Origin of the sequence: Bradyrhizobium canariense (assembly GCF_018130465.1) — a bacterium.
GTDB lineage: Bacteria > Pseudomonadota > Alphaproteobacteria > Rhizobiales > Xanthobacteraceae > Bradyrhizobium > Bradyrhizobium canariense_C.
Map to the genome: position 1 here is coordinate 241,662 of NZ_JAFCKJ010000006.1, position 22,324 is coordinate 263,985.

A 22,324-nucleotide genomic window follows, 5' to 3' on the forward strand; every position below is an offset into this window, starting at 1 on the left:
CAAGGACGTTTTAGCGAGGCGCTGATTTCGAGAACGTGCGGCATGCGCAACTGATGCTGCGCAAGAATGAAGCAGGGGAGGGGCGCGCGCCGCACTCTGCCAATCGATGCATCGGCGAAAATCCTTTCATCGTCTCCGTACGCGCCGATGGAGAGAATGACTTCGCTTCACGCCACATTCGAAATTCCATTTCATTGACGATGCGGCAAGCGCGCCGCATGATTTGCGCATCGCATCAACGCGGCGCAGCAACCGCCGGCGAAAAGATTTTCTCTCGACGCAGCTCCGCACGGAACATGCGCAACGCAAACCGTTGTGCCGATGGCGGAGCCGTGCCAGCGCAGGAGTGGAGACGGATGAACGACGACGACAAGCACGGCGGATCGAGGCTCGACCGGCGCCATTTGCTCCAGGCGGGGCTCGCGGCCGCATTCGCCGCGCCGCTCGGTGCCCTCAGTGCGGCACAGGCCTTTGCGCCGCGCGGGATTGTGCCCGGTGTCGACTTCTCGGAGTTTCCGCTGTGCCGGACGGCATCAGATGCGCCCGCGCTCACCGGTGCGCCGCGCAAGCTGAAGCTGTCGTGGAATGCCGGCGCGGTATGCCTTGCGCCGCTGCCGGTCGCCATCGAGCACGGCTTCTTCCAGAAGCAGAATCTCGACGTCGAGCTCGTCAACTATTCCGGCTCGACCGACCAGCTGTTAGAGGCGATCGCGACGGGAAAGAGCGATGCCGGACTCGGCATGGCGCTGCGCTGGCTGAAGCCGCTGGAGCAGGGCTTCGACGTCAAGATCGCGGCGGGCACCCATGGCGGCTGCATGCGCGTGCTGACGCGCGCCGACTCCAACGTGAGTAAGCTCGCCGACCTCAAGGGCAAGATCGTCGCGGTCGGCGATCTCGGCGGCCCCGACAAGAACTTCTTCTCGATCCAATTGGCAAAACTCGGCATCGATCCCAACAAGGATGTCGACTGGCGCGCCTATCCCGGCAACCTCCTCAACGTCGCCATGGAGAAAGGCGAGGTGCAGGCGTTCCTGTCGTCCGATCCGCTCGCCTATCTCTGGCTCAAGGACACCCAGTACAAGGAAGTCGCCTCCAACCTCGATGGCGAATACCGCGACAAGAGCTGCTGCATCGTCGGCTTGCGCGGCAGTCTCGTACGCGAGGAGCCGCAGGTCGCGCGCGCCATCACGCAGGCGCTGCTCGATGCCGCGATGTTCACCTCGCAGAACCCGACGGTGGCGGCAAAATCGTTCCAGCCCTACGCGCCGAAGACGGCGACGCTTGCCGATATCGAGGGCATGGTGCGCTACCACACCCATCACCATCATCCCGTCGGCGACGTGTTGAAGCGCGAGCTCAAGGCCTATGCCGACGATCTCAAGAGCGTTCAGGTGTTCAAGCAGAGCACCGACACGGCCAAATTCGCGGAGCGCATCTATGTCGACGTATTCGCTGTCTGACGGCCTTGCTTCCGGCGCGCCGCGTCTCTCGCGCGCACCGCTGCTTACGAGCTGGGTCCGGGAATCCGGTGTCGGCATCCTCGCCAGCGTGGCGTGGATTGCCTTCGGCCTGTCCTGCCTGTGGTGGGAGGACGTCGGCGACTGGTCGCGGACCCATTCGCTCGGCATTGCCGCGTTTGTCATCGCGGCCGTCGCGCTGTTCGGGACCGTCGGCGCCGACTACCTCGGCTCGGCGGGCCGCGCCTTGCGCCAGCGCGCGCCGTGGCTCGTCGTGCTCGGCGTCGTCCTGACGTTGTGGGAAGTCGCGACGGCGAAATTCGCCTGGCTGCCATTGCCGTTCTTCCCGCCGCCGCAGTCGATCATCGAGGTCTACACCGACGATCTGCCAAAATTGCTCGACAGCGTGCTCGCCTCGGTCAAGCTCCAGCTGGGCGGCTATCTGATCGGCGCGACGGTCGGCTTCCTGACCGGCGTATCGATCGGCTGGTCGCGCGCGGTCGGCTATTGGGTGCATCCGGTGCTGCGCTTCATCGGCCCGCTGCCGGCGACTGCCTGGCTGCCGATCGCCTTCTTCACCTTCCCGTCGAGCTGGAGCGCCTCGACCTTTCTGATCGCGCTGGCAACCGGCTTCCCGGTCACCGTGCTGACCTGGTCGGGTGTCGCGAGCGTGAGCAACGCCTATTACGACGTCGCGCGGACGCTCGGGGCAAAGCCATCCTTCCTGGTGTTGAAGGTCGCGATTCCCGCCGCATTGCCGCACGTTTTCGTCGGCCTGTTCATGGGCCTCGGCTCGTCCTTCGCCGTGCTGGTCGTCGCCGAGATGATCGGCGTCAAGGCCGGTCTCGGCTGGTACCTGCAATGGGCGCAGGGCTGGGCCGCCTACGCCAACATGTATGCGGCGCTGATCGTGATGTCGCTGCTGTGCTCCGGCGCGATCACGTTGCTGTTTTCGATCCGCGATCGCCTGCTGGTCTGGCAGAAGGGGACCGTCAAATGGTAGCCGCAACTGCACTGGCTGAGATCGACGCTCACTTGGCCGCCGGTGCTGCGCTCGACATCGAGCAGGTCAGCCACGCCTTCGACATCGACGGCGCCGAGGTGCCGGTGCTCAGCGACGTCAGCATCTCGGTCGAACCGGGCGAGTTCGTTGCGCTGCTCGGCCCCTCCGGCTGCGGCAAGTCGACCTTGCTGCGCCTCGTCGCAGGCCTCGACAAGCCCAGGTCCGGAACGCTCCGCGAGGACGAGGCTCGCATCACGCGACCGTACCCTTCGCGCGTTGTCGTGTTTCAGGATCCGACCTTGTTTCCCTGGCGCACGGTCTGGGACAACGTCGCGCTGGGCCTGGAGGCGCAGGGCATTTTGAAGAGTCAGCGTCACCGCGTCGATGCCGCGCTCGATCTTGTCGGCCTCGCGTCCTTCCGCAATGCCTATCCGCACCAGCTCTCGGGCGGCATGGCGCAGCGCGTAGCGCTGGCCCGCGCGCTGGTCAATGATCCCAAGATCCTCATCCTCGACGAGCCGCTCGGAAAACTCGACTCGCTCACCCGCATCACCATGCAGGCCGAGCTGGTCTCGCTGTGGCAGCGCAAGGGTTTTACCACGTTGCTGGTGACGCATGACGCCGAGGAGGCGCTGGTGCTCGCCAACCGTGTCATCGTGTTCAGCGACCGCCCGGCGCGGGTGAAGGCCGACATCCGTGTCGACCGGCCCTATCCACGCCATCGCGGCGATCCGTATCTGGCCGATTTGCGCCGCCAGATCCTTGGCCTGCTGGGATTGGACGCCACATGGTGACTTCGATAGCCAAGGGCCGCACGGCCCGTAGCGAGCCCGATTACATCGCACATGCCGAGGCTCTGGCCGAAGGCTTCGTCGCGCGCGCGGCCGAACACGACCGTACCGGCAGCTTCCCCTTCGAGAATTTTCGTGAGCTGTCCGAGGCAGGCCTGCTCTCGCTGACGGTGCCTGCCGCCCATGGCGGGGCCGGAGCGGGCGCACGATACGCCGCGCGCGTCATCGGGATCGTCGGCAAGGCCGATCCGTCGACCGCGCTGGTGCTGTCGATGCACTACATCAACCATCTGGTGATGGCACGGAGCCCGACCTGGCCGGCGCGGCTGTCACGCAAGCTTGCGCGCGAGAGTGTCGAAGGCCTTGCGCTCGTCAACGCGCTCCGCGTCGAGCCCGAACTGGGCTCGCCTGCGCGCGGCGGCCTGCCAGCGACCATTGCACGCCGGACCGAAACCGGCTGGCGGCTGTCGGGGCACAAGATCTATTCGACGGGATCGCCGATCCTGAAATGGTATCTGGTCTGGGCGCGGACGGACGACGCCGAGCCGCGCGTCGGACAGTTCCTGGTGCCGGCGGGCCTGCCGGGCACGCGCATCGTCGAGACCTGGGATCATCACGGCCTGCGGGCCAGCGGCAGCCACGACGTCATCTTCGACGACGTCGTGGTTCCTCTCGATGCCGAGATCGACGTGCGCAAGCCGGCCGACTGGCGCGTACCCGATGTCGCGCAGGCGACCGTCCACACGATCTTCGTCGCCGCGATCTATGACGGCGTTGCGCGGGCTGCACGCGACTGGCTGGTTGCGTTCCTGAAGGGGCGCGCCGCTTGCGACCTTGCCGCGCGCGCAGGAGATCCTTGGCGCGATCGAGGCACGGCTCACCGTCAATGCGCGGCTGATCGCATCCTTCGCCGGTGATTTCGATGACGGTGTCGAGCTTTCCGCGGCCGAGTCCAACGTCATCAAGCTGACCGTGACCAACAACGGCGTCGCCGCAGTCGAGGATGCCTTGTCGCTCAGCGGCTATCACGGCCTCTCCCGCGCCAATCCGCTGGAGCGGCACTATCGCGACGTCCTGTGCGGCCGCGTGCACACGCCGCAGGACGATTCCACGCGCACCGGCCTCGGCCGTGCCGCATTGGGCCTCTAGCTTTTTCGCCAAACAATCAGGGAGACGATTATGTCGATCGAGTTCATCGGCTTCATCAGCAACAACAATTCGTCCGAGACCGTGGTCCGCGAGGGGCCGATTCTCAACCCGACCCACATCGAGACGGTGGCGAAGGCGCATGAGAATGCCGGCTTCGATCGGGCGCTGCTGGCGTTTCATTCGACCTCGCCGGACGCGCTCCAGGTTGCCCAGCACGTGCTGAGCCACACCGAGCGCCTCAACGTGCTGATCGCGCAGCGCCCGGGTTTCACCGCCCCGACCCTGCTGGCGCGGCAGTTCGCGGCGCTCGACCAGTTCTCCCGCGGACGCGTCGCGCTCCACGTCATTACTGGCGGCAATGCCACCGAGCTGCGGCAGGACGGCAATACGCTCGACGACAAGGACGAGCGCTACGCGCGCACCTCCGAGTTCCTCGACATCCTCAAGCTGGAATGGACCAGCGACAAGCCCTTCACCTACAAGGGCAAGCACTATCAGGTCGAGAACGCCTTCTCGCAGGTGAAGCCTTATCGTCCCGAGGGCATCCGGATCTATTTCGGCGGCGCCTCGGATGCGGCGATCGACGTCGCCGGCAAGCATGCCGACACGTTCGCGCTGTGGGGGGAATCCTATGCGCAGGTGCGCGACGTCACCTCGCGCGTTCACAATGCGGCCGTCAGGCAGGGCCGTCCGACGCCGCGCTTCAGCCTCTCGGTGCGGCCGATCATCGCCCCGACCGAGAAGCAGGCCTGGGAAAAGGCGGAAGAGATTCTTGCGCGCGCCACTGCGCTGCAGGACAAGACCGGCTATCGCAAACCTGCCGATGGTCATGCCACGGCCGGCGCGCGGCGCCTGCTCTCGCTCGCCGACCAGGGCAGCCGCATCGACAAGCGGCTCTGGACCGAGATCGCAAAACTCACCGGCGCCAACAGCAACACCACCGCGCTGGTCGGGACGCCCGAGCAGGTCGCGGAAGTGTTCGGCGACTATTACGACCTCGGTATCACCCATTTCCTGATCCGCGGCTTCGATCCCCTGATCGACGCCATCGAATATGGCCGCGAGCTGATCCCGCTGACGCGCGAACTGGTCGCCAAGCGCCAGGCCGTTCGCGGCGAGGCGGCGGAATGATCCGCCTCATGCTGGCCGGCGCGCTGCTGTTCGGCTCGTTCGAGCTGGCGGCGGCGCAAACCACCCTGCGCGTCGGCGACCAGAAGGGCAATTCGCAGGCCGTGATGGAAGCGGCCGGCGTGCTGAAGGACGTCCCCTACAAGATCGAGTGGAAGGAGTTTCCGGCGGCAGCTCCACTGCTGGAAGCGCTCAGCGCCGGGGCGATCGAGACCGGGCTCGTCGGCGATGCGCCGTTCACCTTCGCCGCCGCCTCCGGGGCGCCGGTGAAGGCGATTGCCGCGATCCGGCAGACCCGCGAGGGGCTCGCGATCCTTGTGCCCGAGAACTCGCCAATCAAGAGTTTTGCCGATCTCCGCGGCAAGAAGATCGCAACCGGCCGTGGCTCGATCGGCCATCAACTGATCCTCGCTGCGCTGGAAAAGAACGGCTGGGCTGCAGCTGACGTGCAGATCGCGTTCCTGGCGCCTTCCGACGCCAAGATCGCCTACACGCAGGGCTCCGTCGACGCGTGGTCGACCTGGGAGCCTTATGTCAGCCAGGAGGAGGTGCTGTTCAAGTCGCGCCGTGTCATCACCACCGAGGGCCTGACGCCGGGGTTGAGCTTTCAGGTCGCGCGGCCCGACGCCATCCGCGACAAGCGCGCGGAGCTGACCGACTTCGTCCGGCGCCTCACCGCGGCGCGGGCGTGGTCGCTGAACAATCTCGACAGCTACGCCGCGACCTGGGGCCGACTGATGAATATCCCGACAGCCGTGCCGCAGAACTGGCTGTCGCGCGCAAAAATCCGGATCGCACCGATCGATGACGGCGTGGTCGCGGACGAGCAGAGCACGATCGATCTCTACTTTCGCTGGGGCCTGATCAAGCAGAAGCTCGATGCGGCCGAGATCGTGGACCGCTCCTTCTCGGATGCGATTGCGAAGGCGGTGTTGTAGGCCTCTCGTGTCCCGGACGCGCTGCAGCGTGCAACGCTGCTGCGCAGAGCCGGGACCCATGCCACACAGAACACACTCTCGGTTAGATGGGCTCCGGCTCTGCGGCGCACCACTGTGTGATGCGCCGCGTCCGGGGCACGAGACCTCACAAACATTCAAGCGTCCGTGAAGCGGAAAGACCGCGTTCCAATTCAAGCCGCTTCTTCGATACGTTCCTTCTGCATTTTCCGCTCGCGACAATACCCTCATTGCTATTTGCATCTCCCCCTTGCACGACGCTCGATCCCGGCAAAAGTCATAACGACGACCACATCGGGAGACCGGCCATGGGCCTGCAAGAAACAAAAATCGAATCGCTTCCCTTCGTCACCGCTGAACTGAACTATCTGGCACCGGTTTCTGGCAAACCGCGCACCTACGCCTTCGATCCACCGCCTGGCGAGCCCAAAAGCACGTCGCTGCCGGAGCCGCATCAGGTTCCGATCTTCGATGCGCGCCTGATCGCGCAAAATTTCTCGCTCGACCGCGAAGGCTTTGCGTTGGTGCGGCATCCAACCCAGGTGAAGGACTTCAGCAACGACGAAGAGGTGAAGGCGGTCTACTATCCCGCCGTCGAGGCCTTCCTGCGCGCAACGCTGAAAGCCGATCGCGTTGTCATCTTCGACCATACCGTGCGCAGGCGCGTCGAGGGCGCTGCGGACATTCGCCACGGTGGCCCGCGTCAGCCGGCAACGCGCGTCCACGTCGACCAGACCGCCGTCTCGGGCGCCAACCGCGTGCGCGAACATCTGCCCGATGAGGCCGAGGAGTTGCTGAAAGGCCGCGTCCAGGTGATCAATCTGTGGCGGCCGATCCGCGGTCCGCTACGAGATTCGCCGCTCGCGATGGCTGACGGCACGACGGTGGTGCCCGACGATCTCGTCGCCTCCGATCTGATCTATCCCAACCGTCGCGGCGAGACTTATTCGGTGAAATACAATCCAAACCATCGCTGGTTCTATTTTCCCGAGATGACGGCCGAGGAAGCGTTGCTGCTCAAGTGTTACGATTCCGCAACCGATGGCCGCACGCGCTTCGGGCCCCACACGGCATTCGTCGATCCGACCACGCCGTCGGATGCGGCGCCGCGCGAAAGCATCGAGGTCCGCACACTGGTCTTTCACAAACAGTAACAATGTGTGATGGCACTGCCGGGCGCGGCCCGGCAGTGGCTTGGAACCTCGGGGAACTGGGAACGATTGTAGCGTCGGGCAGGGCCAACCCGGAGCGGTGCCGTGCGAGGACAGACCACGCTATTTTGTTGCCTTGCGACTTTTTCGCTTTCAGCCTTTTCAGTTGCTCACGCCGAAAGCGGACTTGCTTCTTACTACGGATACGGAAAGGCGGGCAAAGGCAGCGAGTTGACCTGCGCGCACCGGACGCGCCCCTTCGGAAGCGTGTTGAGGGTGTCCTACGGGAGCCGCTCGATTCAATGCCGCGTCAACGATCGCGGCCCGTTCATCCGCGGCCGGATCGTTGACCTCTCCGTTCCCGCCGCCCGCGCGCTGGGCATGATGAGCGCCGGCGTGGTGCGGGTCTCGGTGGAATAGGCCTGCCAGCGCGCTATAGTGCCGTCCGAAGCAAGGGGAAGGGGCACTATGTCCAGGATCAGGGTGGGACTCGTCGGCTGCGGCTTCGTGTCGGAGCTGCACATGTATGCGTTCCGGCGCGTCTATGGAGTGGATGTCGAAGTCGCGGCAGTCGCTGCGCGTGGAGACCACGTCGTCGAATTTGCGCACCGCCACCAGATCCCACGGGTCTATCGCAGCTTCGCCGAGCTCATCGCAGACCGCGGGCTCGATGTCATCGACATCTGCACGCCGCCCAATCTGCATGCGGGGATGATCGTCGCCGCCATGCAGGCCGGCAAGCACGTGATCTGCGAAAAGCCGTTCGCCGGCTATTTCGGCCGCGACGGCGACCGGCAGCCGATCGGCAAGCATGTGCCGAAGGCGCTGATGTATGAGCGCGTGCTGGAGGAGATGGACGCCACGCGTGCCGCGATCGAGCGCACCGGAAAGCTCTTCATGTATGCCGAGGACTGGATCTACGCACCGGCCGTGACCAAGACCGCGGAGATCATCAAGGCGACGAAAGACAAAATCCTGTTCATGAAGGGCGAGGAGAGCCATTCCGGCTCGCATGCGGCGCATGCCGCGCAATGGGCGATGACTGGCGGCGGCTCGCTGATCCGGATGGGCTGCCATCCGCTTTCCGCCGTGCTTTATCTCAAGCAGGTCGAGGCCAAGGCGCGCGGCGAAACCATCCGCGTCGCCAGCGTCAGCGGCGATGTCGGCAACGTCACGGCCGTCCTGAAGCCGGAGGAGCGCACCTACATCAAGGCCAATCCGGTCGACGTCGAGGATTGGGGCACGCTGACCGCAACGTTTTCGGACGGCACCAAGGCCACCGTGTTCTCCGGCGACATGATCATGGGCGGCGTGCGCAATCTGATCGAGACCTATACGTCAGGCGGCTCGCTGTTCGCCAACATCACCCCGAACACGCATCTGATGAGCTACCAGACCTCCGAGGAGAAGCTCGCCTCCGTCTACATCACCGAAAAAGTCGACCGCAAGACCGGCTGGCAATATGTCTGCCTCGAAGAGGAGTGGACGCGCGGCTACTTGCAGGAGATCCAGGACTTCATGGAATGCGCCGCGACGGGGCGGCAGCCGCTGTCGGATCTGGCGCTGGCGTACGAGACGATCAAGGTGAACTACGCCGGCTATTGGGCGGCGGAGGAGGGGCGGCGGGTGGTGTTGTAGCGAGCGCTCTTACCGCCGGTACTCGCCAATGCTTCTCCCACGAGTGAAAGGGGAAGTCCGAGCGATACTGTCGCCTACCAGGCTCCGACGGCCATCATGATCACAATGGTCATGCAAGAGAGGCAGGCGATCGACGCGGTATAGAATTCGGGTGTGTTCAATGTTGCCTCCTGAAAAACTGCTCGCTTCCTGAAATGTTGCCGACGCCAGGAGAGGCGTCTATTTCTTGACACGCTTCAGCTCTGCCTCGTGCGAAGCGTCTGTCTCGCCAACGCCGTCCGGATCAGAGCGATTGTCCGCTGCCTGCAAGAGTTCGGGATGCTTGCCCGTGAGCAGAAGCTGTTTGCGCATCTCGGCGAGGCGGGCGCGGCAAAATTCCTTGTAGAGCAATTCGAATATGGCGGGCATTTTCACCCCCGTCGCTGGAATTCACGATCCGAAGATTGCTGATCTCTGCTGGTTGGCTCCGCAATGCGAGCCGGTCCTGTGCCTGATGATCGTCGGCCAATAATCGAATTATCGCGTGAAAACAGCGTGAAACGAAACGACGGCGGGTAAGGCAGCACCAATAGCGAGAGAGAGGTTCGCGCGTCGCGCGAACCTCTCTCTCGTTTTCGCTGGTCTGGCGAGTGAACCGGAAGGAGCGACCGCACGCGGTCGTCGCGTCAGGCTCCGTAAGTCGACCCCTTCGGCAGCGGAAACACCGGGTCTTGCGTCCTGATGTTCGTCGGCCACACCACCGAGATGTGCTCGCCGGCGTTCTGCATCACCACCGGCGTCGAGCGCTCGTTCTGGCCGGAGAGCGGCGTGCCCGGCGGGAAGAATTTCACGCCATAGCCCTGGATGGTGCCGCCGGCGGGAATGTCGACGTCGAGCGCGGCCTTGCGAATGGCCTCGGGCTCGAAGCTGCCGTACTTCTCCTTGGCGACCGGCAGCACGTTGTTGAGCAGCACCCAGGTCTGGTTGAAACCCATCGAGCAGTGCGGCGGCACGTCAGTGGCGCCGGTCTTGGCCTGGTAGCGCGAGACCATGGTCTTGGTCAGATCGCCGATGCCCGGCGCAAGCTTGGCGGCATCGAGCAGTTGCGCCGGCACCGGATCGATGTTGCAGAAATTGTCGATGTCGGGGCCGAAGGTCGCGCGCAGCTTGTCGAGCTGGCTGTAGCCGGCGCCCGCGCCGAACAGCATCTTGAAGCGCAAGCCGCTCTCGCGGGCCTGACGCAGGAACAGGGTGATGTCGGGGTTGTAGCCGGCATGCGAGATCACATCGACCTTGGCGCGCTTGAGCTTGGTCACAAGCACCGAGAGGTCGGGCGCGGAAGCCGAATAGCCTTCGCGCATCACCACCTGGATGCCCGCCTGCTTGGCATAGGCCTCGTCGGCTGCCGCGACGCCGACGCCATAAGGGCCGTCCTCGTGGATTAGCGCAACCTTGACGTCCTTCGGGTCCATGCCGAGCTTGCCTTGCGCGTGCTCGGCGACGAAGCCCGCGAAGGCCTGGCCGTACTGATCGGAATGGATCTGCGCGCGAAACACATATTGCAGGTTCTTGTCCTTGAACACGGCGGTCGAGACCGCGGTCGTGATCCAGAGAATCTTCTTCTGCTGCTCGACCTTCGCCGCCATCGGCACAGCATGCGCGCTGGAATAGACGCCGTTGATGATGTCGATCTTTTCCTGGCTGATCAGCCGCTCGGCCTCGTTGATCGCCACGTCCGCCTTGCTCTGCGAGTCCGCCGCGACCGGCACGATCTTGGTCTTGCCGCCGATGCCGCCCTTTTCGTTGACGAGGTCGATGGCGATCTGTGCGCCGACCGAGGAGGCGACCGAGCCTCCGGCGGCAAAGGGTCCGGTGAGGTCGTAGATCAGGCCGATGCGTAAATTCTCGGCTTGCGCCTGGGCCCGTGTCCAATCGAGGCTGAGTGCGGCGGCGGCAGCCGCCGAGCTCTTCAGCAGCTGCCTGCGTGAAGTCGGCATCCTATCCTCCCTCAAAATCGTTTTATGACTTGGTCTTGTTATCTTTTTTCGAAGTATGGGGAGCGGGGCGGCGGAAAGTCAACATCGCGAAAGTCGGGGTCTGACCTCTGCGATGCAGAACGCAATTGCGAAATGGGTGACGAGACCGCGCCGGGTGATGATCCAGGCAAAGCCACGAGACCCGCGCTATTGTTTCAAGCGACGGGCGAGATAGCCAGCGGTCTTCCCGCCGGCCTCGGCGACCTCTCGCGGTGTCCCCGACGCCACGATACGGCCGCCTTCGTCGCCGGCGCCAGGGCCGAGATCGATGATCCAGTCGCTGTGAGAGACGACATCCATGTCATGCTCGACCACGACCACGCTGTTGCCGGCGTCCACGATACGTTCGAGCTGGGCGATCAGCCGCTCGACATCCTTGGGATGAAGACCGGTGGTCGGCTCGTCCAGGACATAGAGCGTGTGACCGCGTTGTGGACGCATGAGCTCCGTCGCGAGCTTGATGCGTTGGGCTTCGCCACCCGACAGTTCGGTGGCGGACTGACCGAGGCGGATATAGCCGAGGCCGACCTCGCGGACGACCGATAGCGACCGGTTCAGTGTTGCATCTTCGCGGAAGAATTCGAAGGCCTCGTCGACGCGCATCGCCAGCACATCGGCGATGGATTTTCCACGGATCTTCACCTCCAGCGTCTTGTCGTTGTAACGCGCGCCCTTGCAGGTCGGGCAGGGCGCGTAGACGCTGGGCAGGAACAGAAGCTCGACGCAGACGAATCCTTCGCCTTCGCAGGTGCTGCATCGGCCTTTCGCGACATTGAAGGAGAAGCGCCCGGCATCGTAGCGGTGGGATTTGGCCTGCGGCGTTGCGGCGAACAATCGCCGGACATGGTCGAACAGGCCGGTATAGGTCGCAAGGTTGGATCGCGGCGTGCGGCCGATCGGCTTCTGATCCACCACGACGAGGCGATTGATCTGGTCGAGGCCGGCGACAATCTTGCCGCCCAATGTCTCGACCGCGGGTGCCAGGTTGTCGTCGTCGGCATCAGTGGTAAGCGTATGGCCGAGATGCCCGGCCACTGCGTCGACGAGAAATTGGCTGATCAGGCTCGATTTACCGGAGCCCGACACGCCGGTCACGCTGGCGAGAACGCCCAGCGGGATATCGACGTCGAGGCCACGAAGATTGTTGCGGGTCACACCCCGGACCTTCAGGTGCCCCTTCGGCTCGCGGCGGACCGTCGGCAGTGGATTGCGTGGATGCGCGAGATAATGGGCGGTTCGCGATTGCGCGACCTCACCGATCCCTGCGGGCGGCCCACTATAGAGAATCAGTCCGCCGCCTTCGCCGGCATCCGGCCCGACGTCCACCAGCCAGTCGGCATGCCTGATCAATTCGATCTCGTGCTCGACCACGAAGATTGAATTGCCCGCGCGTTTCAGCCGGTCCAGCGCCCGCAGCAACGCCTCGGTGTCGGCGGGATGCAAGCCTGCGGACGGTTCGTCGAGCACGTAGACGACGCCGAACAGGTTGGAGCGGACCTGGGTCGCAAGACGCAGCCGCTGCAACTCGCCCGGCGACAGCGTCGGCGTGCTGCGCTCGCAAGCGAGATAGCCGAGCCCGAGGTCGAGCAGGACGGCTAACCGCGCCGATAAATCCTCACAGATGCGCCTGGCGACGATGGTCTTCTCCGATGCCCCATCCGTCGAAGCCTTCGCGAATGGCTTCATCAATTCTTGCAGCTTCTTGAGCGGCAGATGAGACATCTCAGCGATATTGAGGCCGGCGAATTTGACCTTGAGCGCCTCAGGCTTCAATCGCGTGCCGTGGCAGGTCGGGCAGTCCTGGGTGATCATGAATTGCGCGACGCGGCGCTTCATCATCGCACTCTCGGACTTGGCATAGGTCTGCATCACGTAGCGCTTGGCGCCGGTGAAAGTGCCCTGATAGCTTGGTTCCTCCTTGCGGCGCAGGGCCCGTTTGACTTCGGCTGCGTCGTAGCCTGCATAGACCGGAACGGTCGGCTGCTCCTCCGTGAACAGGATCCAGTCGCGGTCCTTCCTGGGCAGCTCACGCCAGGGCTTGTCCACGTCGTAGCCGAGCGTGGTCAGGATGTCCCGGAGGTTCTGTCCCTGCCAGGCACTCGGCCAGGCCGCGATGGCGCGCTCGCGGATGGTCCTGGTGTCGTCGGGCACCATGGACTTTTCGGTGACGTCGAGCATCCTGCCGATACCGTGGCAGGTCGGGCAGGCGCCTTCCGGCGTGTTCGGCGAGAACGATTCCGCATAGAGCATCTTTTGTCCGCGCGGGTAATCGCCGGCACGGGAATAGAGCATCCTGAGCAGGTTCGAGATGGTGGTCACGCTGCCGACGGACGACCTCGTCGTCGGCGCGCCGCGCTGCTGCTGCAGCGCTACGGCGGGCGGCAGGCCTTCGATGTCGTCAACCTCCGGGATCTGCATCTGGTGGAACAGCCGTCGCGCGTAAGGCGACACCGATTCCAGATATCGACGTTGCGCCTCGGCGTAGATCGTTCCAAAGGCGAGTGAGGATTTCCCTGATCCCGACACGCCCGTGAACACGACGAGGGCGTTGCGGGGAATGCGGACATCGACGTTCTTGAGGTTGTGCTCGCGCGCGCCCCGCACGCGAACGAAGCCGTCGTCCTGCATCAGGCCATCGGGTTGTCTTGGTCGGTCGTCCATCTGGCTCCTCCAGCCGCACATGGGAGGTTAACGGCAGGATCGCAGGATGGGTCCTCCGATGCCAGCGTACCAGTTGCGTTCTGCACAAAGCGAAGGCCCGTCGGCGGTTGCCGCGACGGGCCTTGCAAGGGGGATGGAGGCGCGCGGTACCGAGCCGGCGCCCGGCCCGACGTGTTACTGCGACAGCTTGACGAAGCTCGGAAACTTCAGCTTGCCCTCCGCGATCTTCTCGGGCCAGACCACGACCTGCTTTGAGTCCTGCCACTGGAACACCAGACCGGATACCGTCGTCGGACCGGACTTGATGCCGTGGGTGAACTCGTCGTCCTTGCCGTAGAACTGGATGCGGCCGATCGTGCCCTCGTAGTCGGTCTTTTCGAGTTCAGTGACCATCTTGTCAGGATCGGTCGAGCCCGCACGCTTGATCGCCTCGGTGATGAAGTAGACCTCGTCATAGGCGGTGTAGCCGGTATAGGCCGGCGGCGAGCCGAACTTGGCCTTGAAGGCGGCCGCGAACGGCTTCGTCTTGGAGGTCACGGCGACATCGGGCGTTGCCACCGCCAGCGAGGGGACGCCGTCGGCGGCGCCATTGGTATCCTTCCAGAAGGTCGGGCTCAGCGCCTGCGCGCTGATGCCGAACATCGGGATCGGCACCTGCTGGTTCTTCCACTGCACGGTCGGCTGCACGCCGACATGCGAGATGCCGGTGACGATCACGTCGGGCTTCTTGGCCTCGATATTGTTGAAGATCGGCGTGAAGTCTGTGGTGTCAGGCGAGAACCGCACGTGCTCGACGACCTTGAGGCCCGCTTTCGGAAGACAGGCCTCGTAGCCGACGTCGAGCGGCTTGGTCCATGCGGCGTCCTCGCTCATGATCGCGACCGTCTTGAACTTGAGCTTGTCGACCAGCAGGTCCTTGGCGGCGTCGCAGACGAGCTGGGCCTGGGCTGCCGAGGTCAGATAGCCGTGGAAGGTGTACTTGTTTTTCTCGTAGTCGTTATGGATCGCCTTGGTGATCTCGTTCGAGGCGGCACCGGGGGTGATCAGCGGCATCTTCAGCCGCGCCGCCCAGGGTTCGAGCGCCAGCACGACCTCGCTGATATAGCTCGCGATCACGGCCGACACCTTGTCCTCGCTCACCGCGCGCTGGAACGCACGCACCGAGTCGGCCGATGAGCTCTTGTTGTCGTAGGTCACGATCTCGATCTTGCGGCCGAGAATGCCACCCTTGGCGTTGATCTCGTCGGCGGCGATCTGCGCGCCGCCGGGCGTCGCGGCACCTGCGATCGACTGCACCTCGGCGATGACGCCGATCTTGATGGGGGCGTTCGACTGCGCGTAGGCGGGAGCAGCGAGGCATAGCGCCAGCGCGGAGGCGAGGAGGAAGCTGCTGCTCAAATTCGTCGAAGGTCGCATGGTCGTTTCCCTTTGCTTGTTTTGTTGTTGATATGCGCGAACTAGAGAAAATCGGCGCCAGCCTCCGCGGCGAAGCGGCCGGGATCGCCCTCCCAGACGATCCTTGCGTGTTCGAGCACATAGACGCGGTCGGCATGCGGAAGCGCGAAGGTCACGTTCTGCTCGCCGAGCAGCACCGTGATCGACGTCGTCTGCCGCAGCCTCGTTAGTGCCTTGGACAAGAGTTCGAGGATGACGGGAGCGAGGCCCAGCGTTGGCTCGTCCAGGATCAGGATCTGCGGCTGCATCATCAGCGCGCGGCCGATCGCAAGCATCTGCTGCTCGCCGCCGGAGAGCGTTTGCGCCATCTGGCCTTGACGCTCTTTCAGGATCGGGAACAGCTCGAACAGCCAGGCGAGCTGTGCCGCGCGCTTGTCGTCGGCCAGATGTTGCCCGCCGAGATCGAGGTTTTCGCGCACGCTCATCTCGCCGAACAGCTCGCGCGATTCCGGGCACTGCACGAGACCGCTGCGGGCTATCTTCGCCGGCGTCGTGCCGCGTAACTTCTCGCCGTTGCGCACGATCTCGCCGCTATAAGGCAGGAAGCCGGAGATGGTGTTGAACAGCGTGGTCTTGCCGGCGCCGTTGAGGCCGACGATCGAGACGAACTCGCCCTCGTGGACATGGATCGAGACGTTCTCCAGCGCCTGTGCCTTGCCGTAGAACACGCTGACATTCTCGACCTGGAGCAGCGGCACCTTGTCCTTGAAGCTGGTCTCGGGCCGCGCGTGGGTCTCGATGGCGCCGCCGAGATAGACCCGCCGCACCGTCTCGTTCTTCATGACGTCCTCGGCCTTGCCGGTGACGATCTCCTCGCCAAGATACATCGCGAGCACGCGGTCGACCAGCGCCGCGACACTCTTGACGTTGTGGTCGACCAGCATCACCGCACGGCCATCGTCGCGAAAACTGCGGATCAGGTCGGAGAAGATTTCGACCTCGGCCCGCGTCAGCCCGGCAAAGGGCTCGTCCACCAGCACGACCTTGGGATCGCGCGCGATCGCCTTGGCGAGCTCGAGCCGGCGCAGATCGGCGAAGGGCAGCGTCGGCGGGCGGCGGTTCATCACGCTGCCGAGCCCGACGCGGTCGGCGATCCATTTGGCGCGCTCGACCAGCGCCTTGTCCGGAAACAGCATGAACAGGCTGTCCGGCAGCAGCGCGACCATGATGTTCTCCAGCACGGTCTGCCGGTTCAGCGGCCGCGAGTGCTGGAACACCATGCCAAAGCCTTTGCGCGCGATCTTGTGCGCGGGAAGGCCGGCGACGTTCTCGCCTTCGAAGATCACCTCGCCAGCGGTCGGGCGCTCGATGCCCATCACGCTCTTCATCGCGGTCGATTTGCCCGAGCCGTTCGGCCCGATCAGGCCAAAAATCTCGCCGCTATTGACCTCGAAGCCAAGGTTCTTCACCGCCGTCAACCCGCCGAAGCGCTTGGTCAGGCCGCGGACTTCGAGCACGGCCCTGTTTGAGGTTCGCATATCCATCACGAGCGCGCCTCACGCGAGAGGGCCGCTCCGAGGAAGCCGCCGGGGAAGAACAGCACGACGAGGAGCGCGACCGCGGAGACGATGAAGGTCGCGAACTCGCCGGTGGGCCTGAGGAACTCGCCGGCGACGATCAGGAAGATCGCGCCGAGTGCCGCGCCAAGCACGGTGCGCCGGCCGCCGAGCACGGCCGAGACGATCACGTTGACGCCGACCGCGACGTCGACGACGGTACCAACCGAGGCGGTGCCGAAATAGAACACCAGCAGCGCGCCTGACAGCCCCGAGAAGAACGCGCTGACGATGAAAGCGGCGAGCTTGTGCTTGACGATGTTGAAGCCGAGCGCGCCGGCCTGCACCGGATCCTGGCCGCTGGCTTGCAGCACCAGCCCGATCGGCGATTGCGACAGGCCATAAAGAATGGCCGCCGAGATCGTCATGAAGCCGAGCGCGATCCAGTAATTGGCGCCGGCGTTGATCGTGATGACGTCGGGGATGGTCAGGCCGATCTCGCCGCCGGTGAGGTCGGCAAATACCACGATGAAATTCTGCAGCATCAGCACCGCGACCAGCGTGGTCAGGCCGAAATACGGTCCGCGCACCCGGAGCGCCGGCAGCGCCAGCACGAGGCCGGCAATGACGGAGGCGAGCGCGCCGAGCACGATGCAAGCATAAACCGACCAGCCGAACTGGGCATTCAGGATGCCGGCGGTGTAGGCGCCGACGCCGATCAGGAAGGTCGGTCCGAAATTGACCTCGCCGGCGAAGCCGAACAGCAGGTCCCAGGCCATCGCGAACACGCCGAAATAGAAGGCGACGGTGAGGAGCCCGAGCACGTAGCCGGAGACGTAGAGCGGCAGCGTCGCCGCGATCACGACGAGCGCGAGCGAGATGAAGAACAGGCGGGTCGTAAAGAAGCTGGCCATTTCAGCGCCTCCCCAGAAGGCCCTGGGGCCGGATGTACATCACGAACACCAGTAGCAGCAGCGCCGGAATGGTGCGGTAGGCCGGCGAGACCAGATAGGCCGTGAGGGTTTCGAGATAGCCGACCACGAAGGCGGCGATCAGCGAGCCGGAGACGCTGCCGAGGCCGCCGAGCACGACGATCGAGAACGCGCTCGCGGTCAGCGGTCCGACGCTGTAGGAGCTGACGCCGAGGAACATTCCGAGCAGCACGCCGGCGATGCCGGCGAGGATGCCGTAGATCGCCCACACCACGACGTAGATGTTGGTGAGCTCGAGGCCGAGCAGGGTGACGCCGCGCGGGTTCATCGAGGCCGCCAGGACCGCCTTGCCGGTGCGGGTGCGGTTCACCAGGAGCCACAACAGCGCGATGACGAAGCAGCACACGATCGCGGTAAAGATCTCGTTCCTGGGCGTGCGTACGCCGAGGATCTCGACGACGCCCTCGACGATTGGCAGCACAGTCTTGGCGTTGTTGGTGAAGAAATAGGCGATCACCTCCTGGACCATGATCCCCCACAGCAGCGTGCCGGTGAGGACGAATATCTCCTTCTCTTCATTCGGGATGCGCCGGGAGTCCTGGATCGGCTTCACCACCGCGAAATAGGTGGCGAAGGATGTGAGGAGGGCGACACCGACGCCGATCAGTGCGCCGGCATAGGTGCCGACATTCAGGATGCTGGCGGCGGCCCAGGCCGCCACCGCTGCCGCCACCATGATGGCCCCGTGGGAGAGGTTGAGGACGCCGGAGACGCCGAAGATCAGCGTGAAGCCGGTGGCACCGAGAGCGTAGAGAGCGCTGATGGCAAAGCCATCGATCAGAATTTGGAAAGCTCGCATCTATGATTGGCAATCTGATTTAGGAGAGACGATCTTGCTAGAGCCGCATGTGGAAGCTCCCGGGAGTTGGTCCCGGGAGCATGTCCTGCTAGTTCGAGAGCTTGATGAAGCTCGGGAACTTGATGTCGACCTTGGCCACGTCCTTGGGCCAGACCGCGCTCTGCTTGCCATCCTGCCATTGCAGCATCAGGCCGGTGATCAGGCCCTTGCCGTATTTGATCGAGTGCGTGAACGGATCGTCCTTGCCGTAGAACTGGACGCGGCCGATCGTGCCTTCCCAGTCGGTCTTCTCCAGCGCATCGACGAGCTTGTCGGCGTCGGTCGAGCCGGCGCGCTTCACCGCGTCGGCGATGTAGTAGACCTCGTCATAGGCGGTGTAGCCGGCATAAGAAGGATAGTTGCCGAACTTCTTCTTGAAGGCTTCGGCGAACGGCACCGATTTCGGCGTCACCGCGACGCCTGGGCCGGAGACGCCCTGGTAGAGCACGCCCTCGGCCGCCTGATTGGTGTCCTTGCCGAAAGTCTCGTTGGTGGCCTGCGAGGAGATGCCGAACATCGGGATCGGCACCTGCTGGTTCTTCCACTGCACCGTCGGCTGCACACCGACATGGGAGATGCCGGTGATGATCACGTCGGGCTTGGAGCCCTCGATCTTGTTGAAGATCGGCGTGAAGTCGGTGGTATCAGGCGAGAAGCGGATGTGGTCGAGCACCTTCAGCCCGATCTTGGGCAGGCATTCCTCGTAGCCGATGTCGAGCGGCTTGGTCCAGGCGGCGTCCTCGCTCATGATGACCGCGGTCTTCATGTGCATCTTGTCGACCAGCAGATCCTTGGCGCCGTCGCAGACAGAGAGCGCCAGCGCGGCGGAAGTCAGGTAGCCGTGGAAGGTATACTTGTTCTTCTCGTAGTCGGAATGGACGCTCTTGCTGATCTCGTTGGAGGCCGCACCGGGCGTGACGAACGGCGTCTTCAGCCGCGAGGCCCAGGGCTCCAGCGCCAGAACGACCTCGCTGATGTAGCTGGCGATGACCGCATTGACCTTGTCCTCGTTCACCGCGCGCTGGAACGCCCGCACTGAATCTGCCGAGGACGAGTGATTGTCATAAGAGACGATCTCGATCTTGCGGCCGTCGACGCCGCCATTGGCGTTGATCTCGTCGGCGGCGAGCTGTGCCGCCTGAGGGATGGAGGCGCCCGCAATCGCCTGCGCTTCCGCAATCACGCCGATCCTGATGGGATCGGCGGCAAGTGCCGCGCCTGACGCCGTCATCAGCGCACCGGCCGCGGCCGCACCGAGCGCTATTCGCAACGCAACAGAGAGTACTTTTTTCATGTTGTTTTTTCTCCCTTGAACAGGCCTCTTGTGAGCCATTGGGGCGCGACTATACCGAGGGAGACATTCTCGGCAAGTGAAACCGCGTTCATGATTGTGAGAGACGGACTAAAGTCTAGCGCTGCGCACATAGAGAGCAGCGTTGGATGTTCCGGCAAATCAGGCATGCAGATTTCGTCGGAGACAGCGCGCGCCAGTAGACTAGGGTAAGAGGAAGCGAGCTAGGCTTAAACGTAGCTAGCCTTAAACGTAGCTAGCCTTAAACGTAAAGGGCGCCGGCATGATGCCGACGCCCTTGCGCGTGTTTTGCGTCTTCGTGCTTCAGCCGGGTCCTGCGCCTTGCGTGGCCGTATACACCGCATAGAGCGACTGGCTCGCGGCCATGAACAGACGATTGCGCTTGGGGCCGCCGAAGCAGATGTTGCCGCACACTTCGGGCAGCCGGATGCGGCCGAGGAGCTTGCCGTCCGGCGACCACACCGTCACGCCGCTGTAGCCGACGGCGCGGCCGGCATTGCTGGAGGCCCAGACATTGCCGTTGACGTCGCAGCGCACGCCGTCCGGCCCGCACTTCACGCCGTCGATCACGCACTCGCTGAACCGCTTTTGGTTGGTGAGCTTGTTGTCGCCGCCGACGTCGAACACGAAGATCTCGCCCTTGCCGCCGGGCCCGGTGTCGCCGGGTCCCTTGCCGGTTGACACGACGTAGAGCTTCTTGAAGTCCGGCGAAAAGCACAGGCCGTTCGGATCTGGCACCTGCTCCTCGGTGACGACGAGATCGACACGGCCGGAGGGATCGATGCGATAGCAATTGGTCGGCAGCTCGCGCTTGCCCGGTGCGAAGCCGGCCGGCTGTCCAATCTTCGGATTGAGCTTGCCACTGGTGTTGCTCGGACCGCCCGCGGCATCGGGCTCACCTTCGTAGAGCTGGCCGCCATAGGGCGGGTCGGTGAACCAGTAGCTGCCGTCGGGATGCGCGACGACATCGTTCGGCGAGTTCAGCTTCTTGCCGTTGTAGTTGTCGCAAAGCACGGTCGCGGTGCCGTCATGCTCATAGCGCGTCACCCGCCGGGTCAAATGTTCACAGGAGAGTTGGCGGCCCTGGAAGTCGAACGAGTTGCCGTTGGAGTTGTTGGACGGTGCGCGGAACACGCTGACGCGACCGTCGTCCTCGCTCCACCGCATCTGCCGATTGTTGGGAATGTCGCTCCACAACAGATAGCGGCCTTGTGCACTCCACGCCGGACCCTCGGCCCACAGCACGCCGGTATAGAGACGCTTGATCGCCGTGTTGGGCTGCGCGAGATCGTTGAAGGACGGATCGACCGCGACGACGTCGGGGTCCCAGAAATAGGTAGTCGGTGCGCCATTGGGACCGAAATCGCGTGGCGGGGTGGTGATCGTCGTCGGCGGCGCGGCAGGTCCGGTCTGGGCCAGCGCGGAGCCGGCGCCGGCCATTGTGGCGGCGGCGCCGAGCGCAAGCCGCTGAACGAGTGTTCGTCGTGAAAGCGCAGCATCCTGGTCACGCTGCTCGTGGTCACGAGCTTCATGGCGTGTCATCGCGTCCTCCCGGTCTTGTTCGGCTAGCCGGTTGATCCGGCCGAGCAGGGGAAGGTTAGTCCGGTCCGATGACGGTTGCGAGGGGGAGGTACGCATCCTCAGCGTGATATCGGGCCGGCAAAAGCGCTGCAGCATCGAACATGGAAACGACAAATTCGTCCCACGTGACGGGGGCTACCGGAACTGGCTTCGGGGCATTGCCAGGCTGTGGAGCATGTCAAGCCTTGACCTCCTGCGCGATGCTGGCAGAACGTCATTCGGGGTGTAAGTCGGAGTTCACTGTGGCAATCGCTATCGTCGTACTGGTTTTGCTGCTCGGGATTGCATTTGCGGCCGGCTATTTCACCCGCGACCACGTCTCCCGCAAAAGGCGAGCCGAGGCGCGCCGCTGGCGCGAGTACACCGAGCCGGATTGGCTCAGTGCCAACGCACCGGCCAACACCAACGAGATCGCGATCGCCGGCAACGCTGCGCCGGTCGCCACCGGCGAGCTCGGTCAGATGCTGAACCGCTGGGAGAGCAGGGCTCGCGCCCGCCGCACGGCGTAGCTTGACGGTCTCGCCGGCGTCCGACCGGCGAAACACACCGGCACCGCGACGTTGCAACGCGTCCGGCGATCGCGCCGGCGCTGCGATCATGTCAACCCTTCTGTCCATCTTTTGGCGTTGCAGTTGCTGCCATTTCTCGTCTAGAAACGGCGCATCGAGCCTCCCGGCAACCAACCGTCAACGGTTTTGACC

General features: G+C 64.1%; 18 protein-coding genes and 1 pseudogene. 10 read left to right on the top strand and 9 right to left on the bottom strand.

Features of this window, described 5'->3' with window-relative positions; genetic code table 11:
* Positions 1 to 356: 356 nt before the first annotated feature.
* The 9 genes and pseudogenes from JQ591_RS18605 (at position 357) to JQ591_RS18645 (ending at position 9,273) form a co-directional block, all read left to right on the top strand.
* Entirely contained in the window at positions 357 to 1,460 is a 1,104-nt protein-coding gene (locus JQ591_RS18605) for an ABC transporter substrate-binding protein (RefSeq protein WP_211397461.1), read from the top strand.
* Positions 1,438 to 2,460: an ABC transporter permease gene (locus JQ591_RS18610; RefSeq protein ID WP_211397462.1), complete on the top strand. Its 1,023-nt coding sequence runs from the start codon at positions 1,438 to 1,440 to the stop codon at positions 2,458 to 2,460. Before JQ591_RS18605 ends, JQ591_RS18610 begins: the two co-directional genes overlap by 23 nt.
* Complete coding sequence (locus tag JQ591_RS18615) at positions 2,454 to 3,254, top strand: ABC transporter ATP-binding protein (protein ID WP_211397463.1); 801 nt, start codon at positions 2,454 to 2,456, stop codon at positions 3,252 to 3,254. The genes JQ591_RS18610 and JQ591_RS18615 overlap by 7 nt, the downstream gene beginning before the upstream one ends.
* Positions 3,248 to 4,400 (top strand): annotated as a pseudogene (locus tag JQ591_RS18620) (acyl-CoA dehydrogenase family protein). Before JQ591_RS18615 ends, JQ591_RS18620 begins: the two are co-directional and overlap by 7 nt.
* Before the next feature lie 30 nt (positions 4,401 to 4,430).
* Positions 4,431 to 5,531 (top strand): LLM class flavin-dependent oxidoreductase, encoded by a 1,101-nt coding sequence (locus JQ591_RS18625; protein ID WP_211397464.1) that lies wholly within the window; start codon positions 4,431 to 4,433, stop codon positions 5,529 to 5,531.
* Complete coding sequence (locus JQ591_RS18630; protein ID WP_211397465.1) at positions 5,528 to 6,466, top strand: ABC transporter substrate-binding protein; 939 nt, start codon at positions 5,528 to 5,530, stop codon at positions 6,464 to 6,466. Before JQ591_RS18625 ends, JQ591_RS18630 begins: the two co-directional genes overlap by 4 nt.
* A 326-nt stretch (positions 6,467 to 6,792) precedes the next feature.
* Positions 6,793 to 7,638 carry a CmcJ/NvfI family oxidoreductase gene (locus JQ591_RS18635; RefSeq protein ID WP_211397466.1) on the top strand — a complete coding sequence of 282 codons (846 nt, stop codon included), beginning with the start codon at positions 6,793 to 6,795 and terminating at the stop codon, positions 7,636 to 7,638.
* 102 nt (positions 7,639 to 7,740) lie between these two features.
* Positions 7,741 to 8,055, top strand: a complete 315-nt coding sequence (locus JQ591_RS18640; RefSeq protein ID WP_211397467.1) for a septal ring lytic transglycosylase RlpA family protein — start codon at positions 7,741 to 7,743, stop codon at positions 8,053 to 8,055.
* Between the two features lie 48 nt (positions 8,056 to 8,103).
* Positions 8,104 to 9,273, top strand: coding sequence for a Gfo/Idh/MocA family protein (locus JQ591_RS18645; protein WP_211397468.1), 1,170 nt, complete (start codon positions 8,104 to 8,106; stop codon positions 9,271 to 9,273).
* Between the two features lie 219 nt (positions 9,274 to 9,492).
* Here the strand turns inward: JQ591_RS18645 and JQ591_RS18650 are convergent, their stop codons facing one another.
* From JQ591_RS18650 to JQ591_RS18690, 9 genes are all read right to left on the bottom strand, one after another.
* Complete coding sequence (locus tag JQ591_RS18650; protein WP_249137262.1) at positions 9,493 to 9,681, bottom strand: hypothetical protein; 189 nt, start codon at positions 9,679 to 9,681, stop codon at positions 9,493 to 9,495.
* A gap of 257 nt (positions 9,682 to 9,938) precedes the next feature.
* Complete coding sequence (locus JQ591_RS18655) at positions 9,939 to 11,249, bottom strand: ABC transporter substrate-binding protein (RefSeq protein ID WP_211397470.1); 1,311 nt, start codon at positions 11,247 to 11,249, stop codon at positions 9,939 to 9,941.
* 186 nt (positions 11,250 to 11,435) lie between these two features.
* The gene (gene uvrA / locus JQ591_RS18660; protein WP_211397471.1) at positions 11,436 to 13,949 is read right to left on the bottom strand and encodes an excinuclease ABC subunit UvrA; all 2,514 of its coding nucleotides are present in this window, start codon (positions 13,947 to 13,949) and stop codon (positions 11,436 to 11,438) included.
* Positions 13,950 to 14,123: 174 nt separating this feature from the next.
* The gene (locus JQ591_RS18665) at positions 14,124 to 15,365 is read right to left on the bottom strand and encodes an ABC transporter substrate-binding protein (protein ID WP_211397472.1); all 1,242 of its coding nucleotides are present in this window, start codon (positions 15,363 to 15,365) and stop codon (positions 14,124 to 14,126) included.
* Positions 15,366 to 15,406: 41 nt separating this feature from the next.
* Positions 15,407 to 16,888, bottom strand: coding sequence for an ATP-binding cassette domain-containing protein (locus tag JQ591_RS18670; protein ID WP_211397473.1), 1,482 nt, complete (start codon positions 16,886 to 16,888; stop codon positions 15,407 to 15,409).
* Positions 16,888 to 17,814: a branched-chain amino acid ABC transporter permease gene (locus JQ591_RS18675; RefSeq protein WP_211397474.1), complete on the bottom strand. Its 927-nt coding sequence runs from the start codon at positions 17,812 to 17,814 to the stop codon at positions 16,888 to 16,890. Before JQ591_RS18675 ends, JQ591_RS18670 begins: the two co-directional genes overlap by 1 nt.
* 1 nt (position 17,815) lies before the next feature.
* On the bottom strand, positions 17,816 to 18,691 hold the full coding sequence (locus JQ591_RS18680) for a branched-chain amino acid ABC transporter permease (protein ID WP_211397475.1): 876 nt from the start codon (positions 18,689 to 18,691) through the stop codon (positions 17,816 to 17,818).
* 88 nt (positions 18,692 to 18,779) lie between these two features.
* Positions 18,780 to 20,024: an ABC transporter substrate-binding protein gene (locus JQ591_RS18685; RefSeq protein WP_211397476.1), complete on the bottom strand. Its 1,245-nt coding sequence runs from the start codon at positions 20,022 to 20,024 to the stop codon at positions 18,780 to 18,782.
* 321 nt (positions 20,025 to 20,345) lie between these two features.
* Complete coding sequence (locus JQ591_RS18690; RefSeq protein WP_211397477.1) at positions 20,346 to 21,584, bottom strand: SMP-30/gluconolactonase/LRE family protein; 1,239 nt, start codon at positions 21,582 to 21,584, stop codon at positions 20,346 to 20,348.
* 239 nt (positions 21,585 to 21,823) lie between these two features.
* Here JQ591_RS18690 and JQ591_RS18695 point away from each other — a divergent pair, with 239 nt between their 5' ends.
* Positions 21,824 to 22,132: a hypothetical protein gene (locus JQ591_RS18695; protein ID WP_211397478.1), complete on the top strand. Its 309-nt coding sequence runs from the start codon at positions 21,824 to 21,826 to the stop codon at positions 22,130 to 22,132.
* Positions 22,133 to 22,324 lie beyond the last annotated feature (192 nt).

Bases quoted from the DNA above. Each gene is read 5' to 3' on its own strand.
- JQ591_RS18635 (WP_211397466.1), top strand. From the start codon at position 6,793: ATGGGCCTGCAAGAAACAAAAATCGAATCGCTTCCCTTCGTCACCGCT.
- JQ591_RS18605 (WP_211397461.1), top strand. From the start codon at position 357: ATGAACGACGACGACAAGCACGGCGGATCGAGGCTCGACCGGCGCCAT.
- JQ591_RS18655 (WP_211397470.1), bottom strand. From the start codon at position 11,249: ATGCCGACTTCACGCAGGCAGCTGCTGAAGAGCTCGGCGGCTGCCGCC.
- uvrA (WP_211397471.1), bottom strand. From the start codon at position 13,949: ATGGACGACCGACCAAGACAACCCGATGGCCTGATGCAGGACGACGGC.
- JQ591_RS18625 (WP_211397464.1), top strand. From the start codon at position 4,431: ATGTCGATCGAGTTCATCGGCTTCATCAGCAACAACAATTCGTCCGAG.
- JQ591_RS18610 (WP_211397462.1), top strand. From the start codon at position 1,438: ATGTCGACGTATTCGCTGTCTGACGGCCTTGCTTCCGGCGCGCCGCGT.
- JQ591_RS18695 (WP_211397478.1), top strand. From the start codon at position 21,824: ATGCTGGCAGAACGTCATTCGGGGTGTAAGTCGGAGTTCACTGTGGCA.
- JQ591_RS18645 (WP_211397468.1), top strand. From the start codon at position 8,104: ATGTCCAGGATCAGGGTGGGACTCGTCGGCTGCGGCTTCGTGTCGGAG.
- JQ591_RS18670 (WP_211397473.1), bottom strand. From the start codon at position 16,888: ATGGATATGCGAACCTCAAACAGGGCCGTGCTCGAAGTCCGCGGCCTG.
- JQ591_RS18665 (WP_211397472.1), bottom strand. From the start codon at position 15,365: ATGCGACCTTCGACGAATTTGAGCAGCAGCTTCCTCCTCGCCTCCGCG.
- JQ591_RS18690 (WP_211397477.1), bottom strand. From the start codon at position 21,584: ATGACACGCCATGAAGCTCGTGACCACGAGCAGCGTGACCAGGATGCT.
- JQ591_RS18675 (WP_211397474.1), bottom strand. From the start codon at position 17,814: ATGGCCAGCTTCTTTACGACCCGCCTGTTCTTCATCTCGCTCGCGCTC.
- JQ591_RS18680 (WP_211397475.1), bottom strand. From the start codon at position 18,691: ATGCGAGCTTTCCAAATTCTGATCGATGGCTTTGCCATCAGCGCTCTC.
- JQ591_RS18615 (WP_211397463.1), top strand. From the start codon at position 2,454: ATGGTAGCCGCAACTGCACTGGCTGAGATCGACGCTCACTTGGCCGCC.
- JQ591_RS18650 (WP_249137262.1), bottom strand. From the start codon at position 9,681: ATGCCCGCCATATTCGAATTGCTCTACAAGGAATTTTGCCGCGCCCGC.
- JQ591_RS18630 (WP_211397465.1), top strand. From the start codon at position 5,528: ATGATCCGCCTCATGCTGGCCGGCGCGCTGCTGTTCGGCTCGTTCGAG.
- JQ591_RS18685 (WP_211397476.1), bottom strand. From the start codon at position 20,024: ATGAAAAAAGTACTCTCTGTTGCGTTGCGAATAGCGCTCGGTGCGGCC.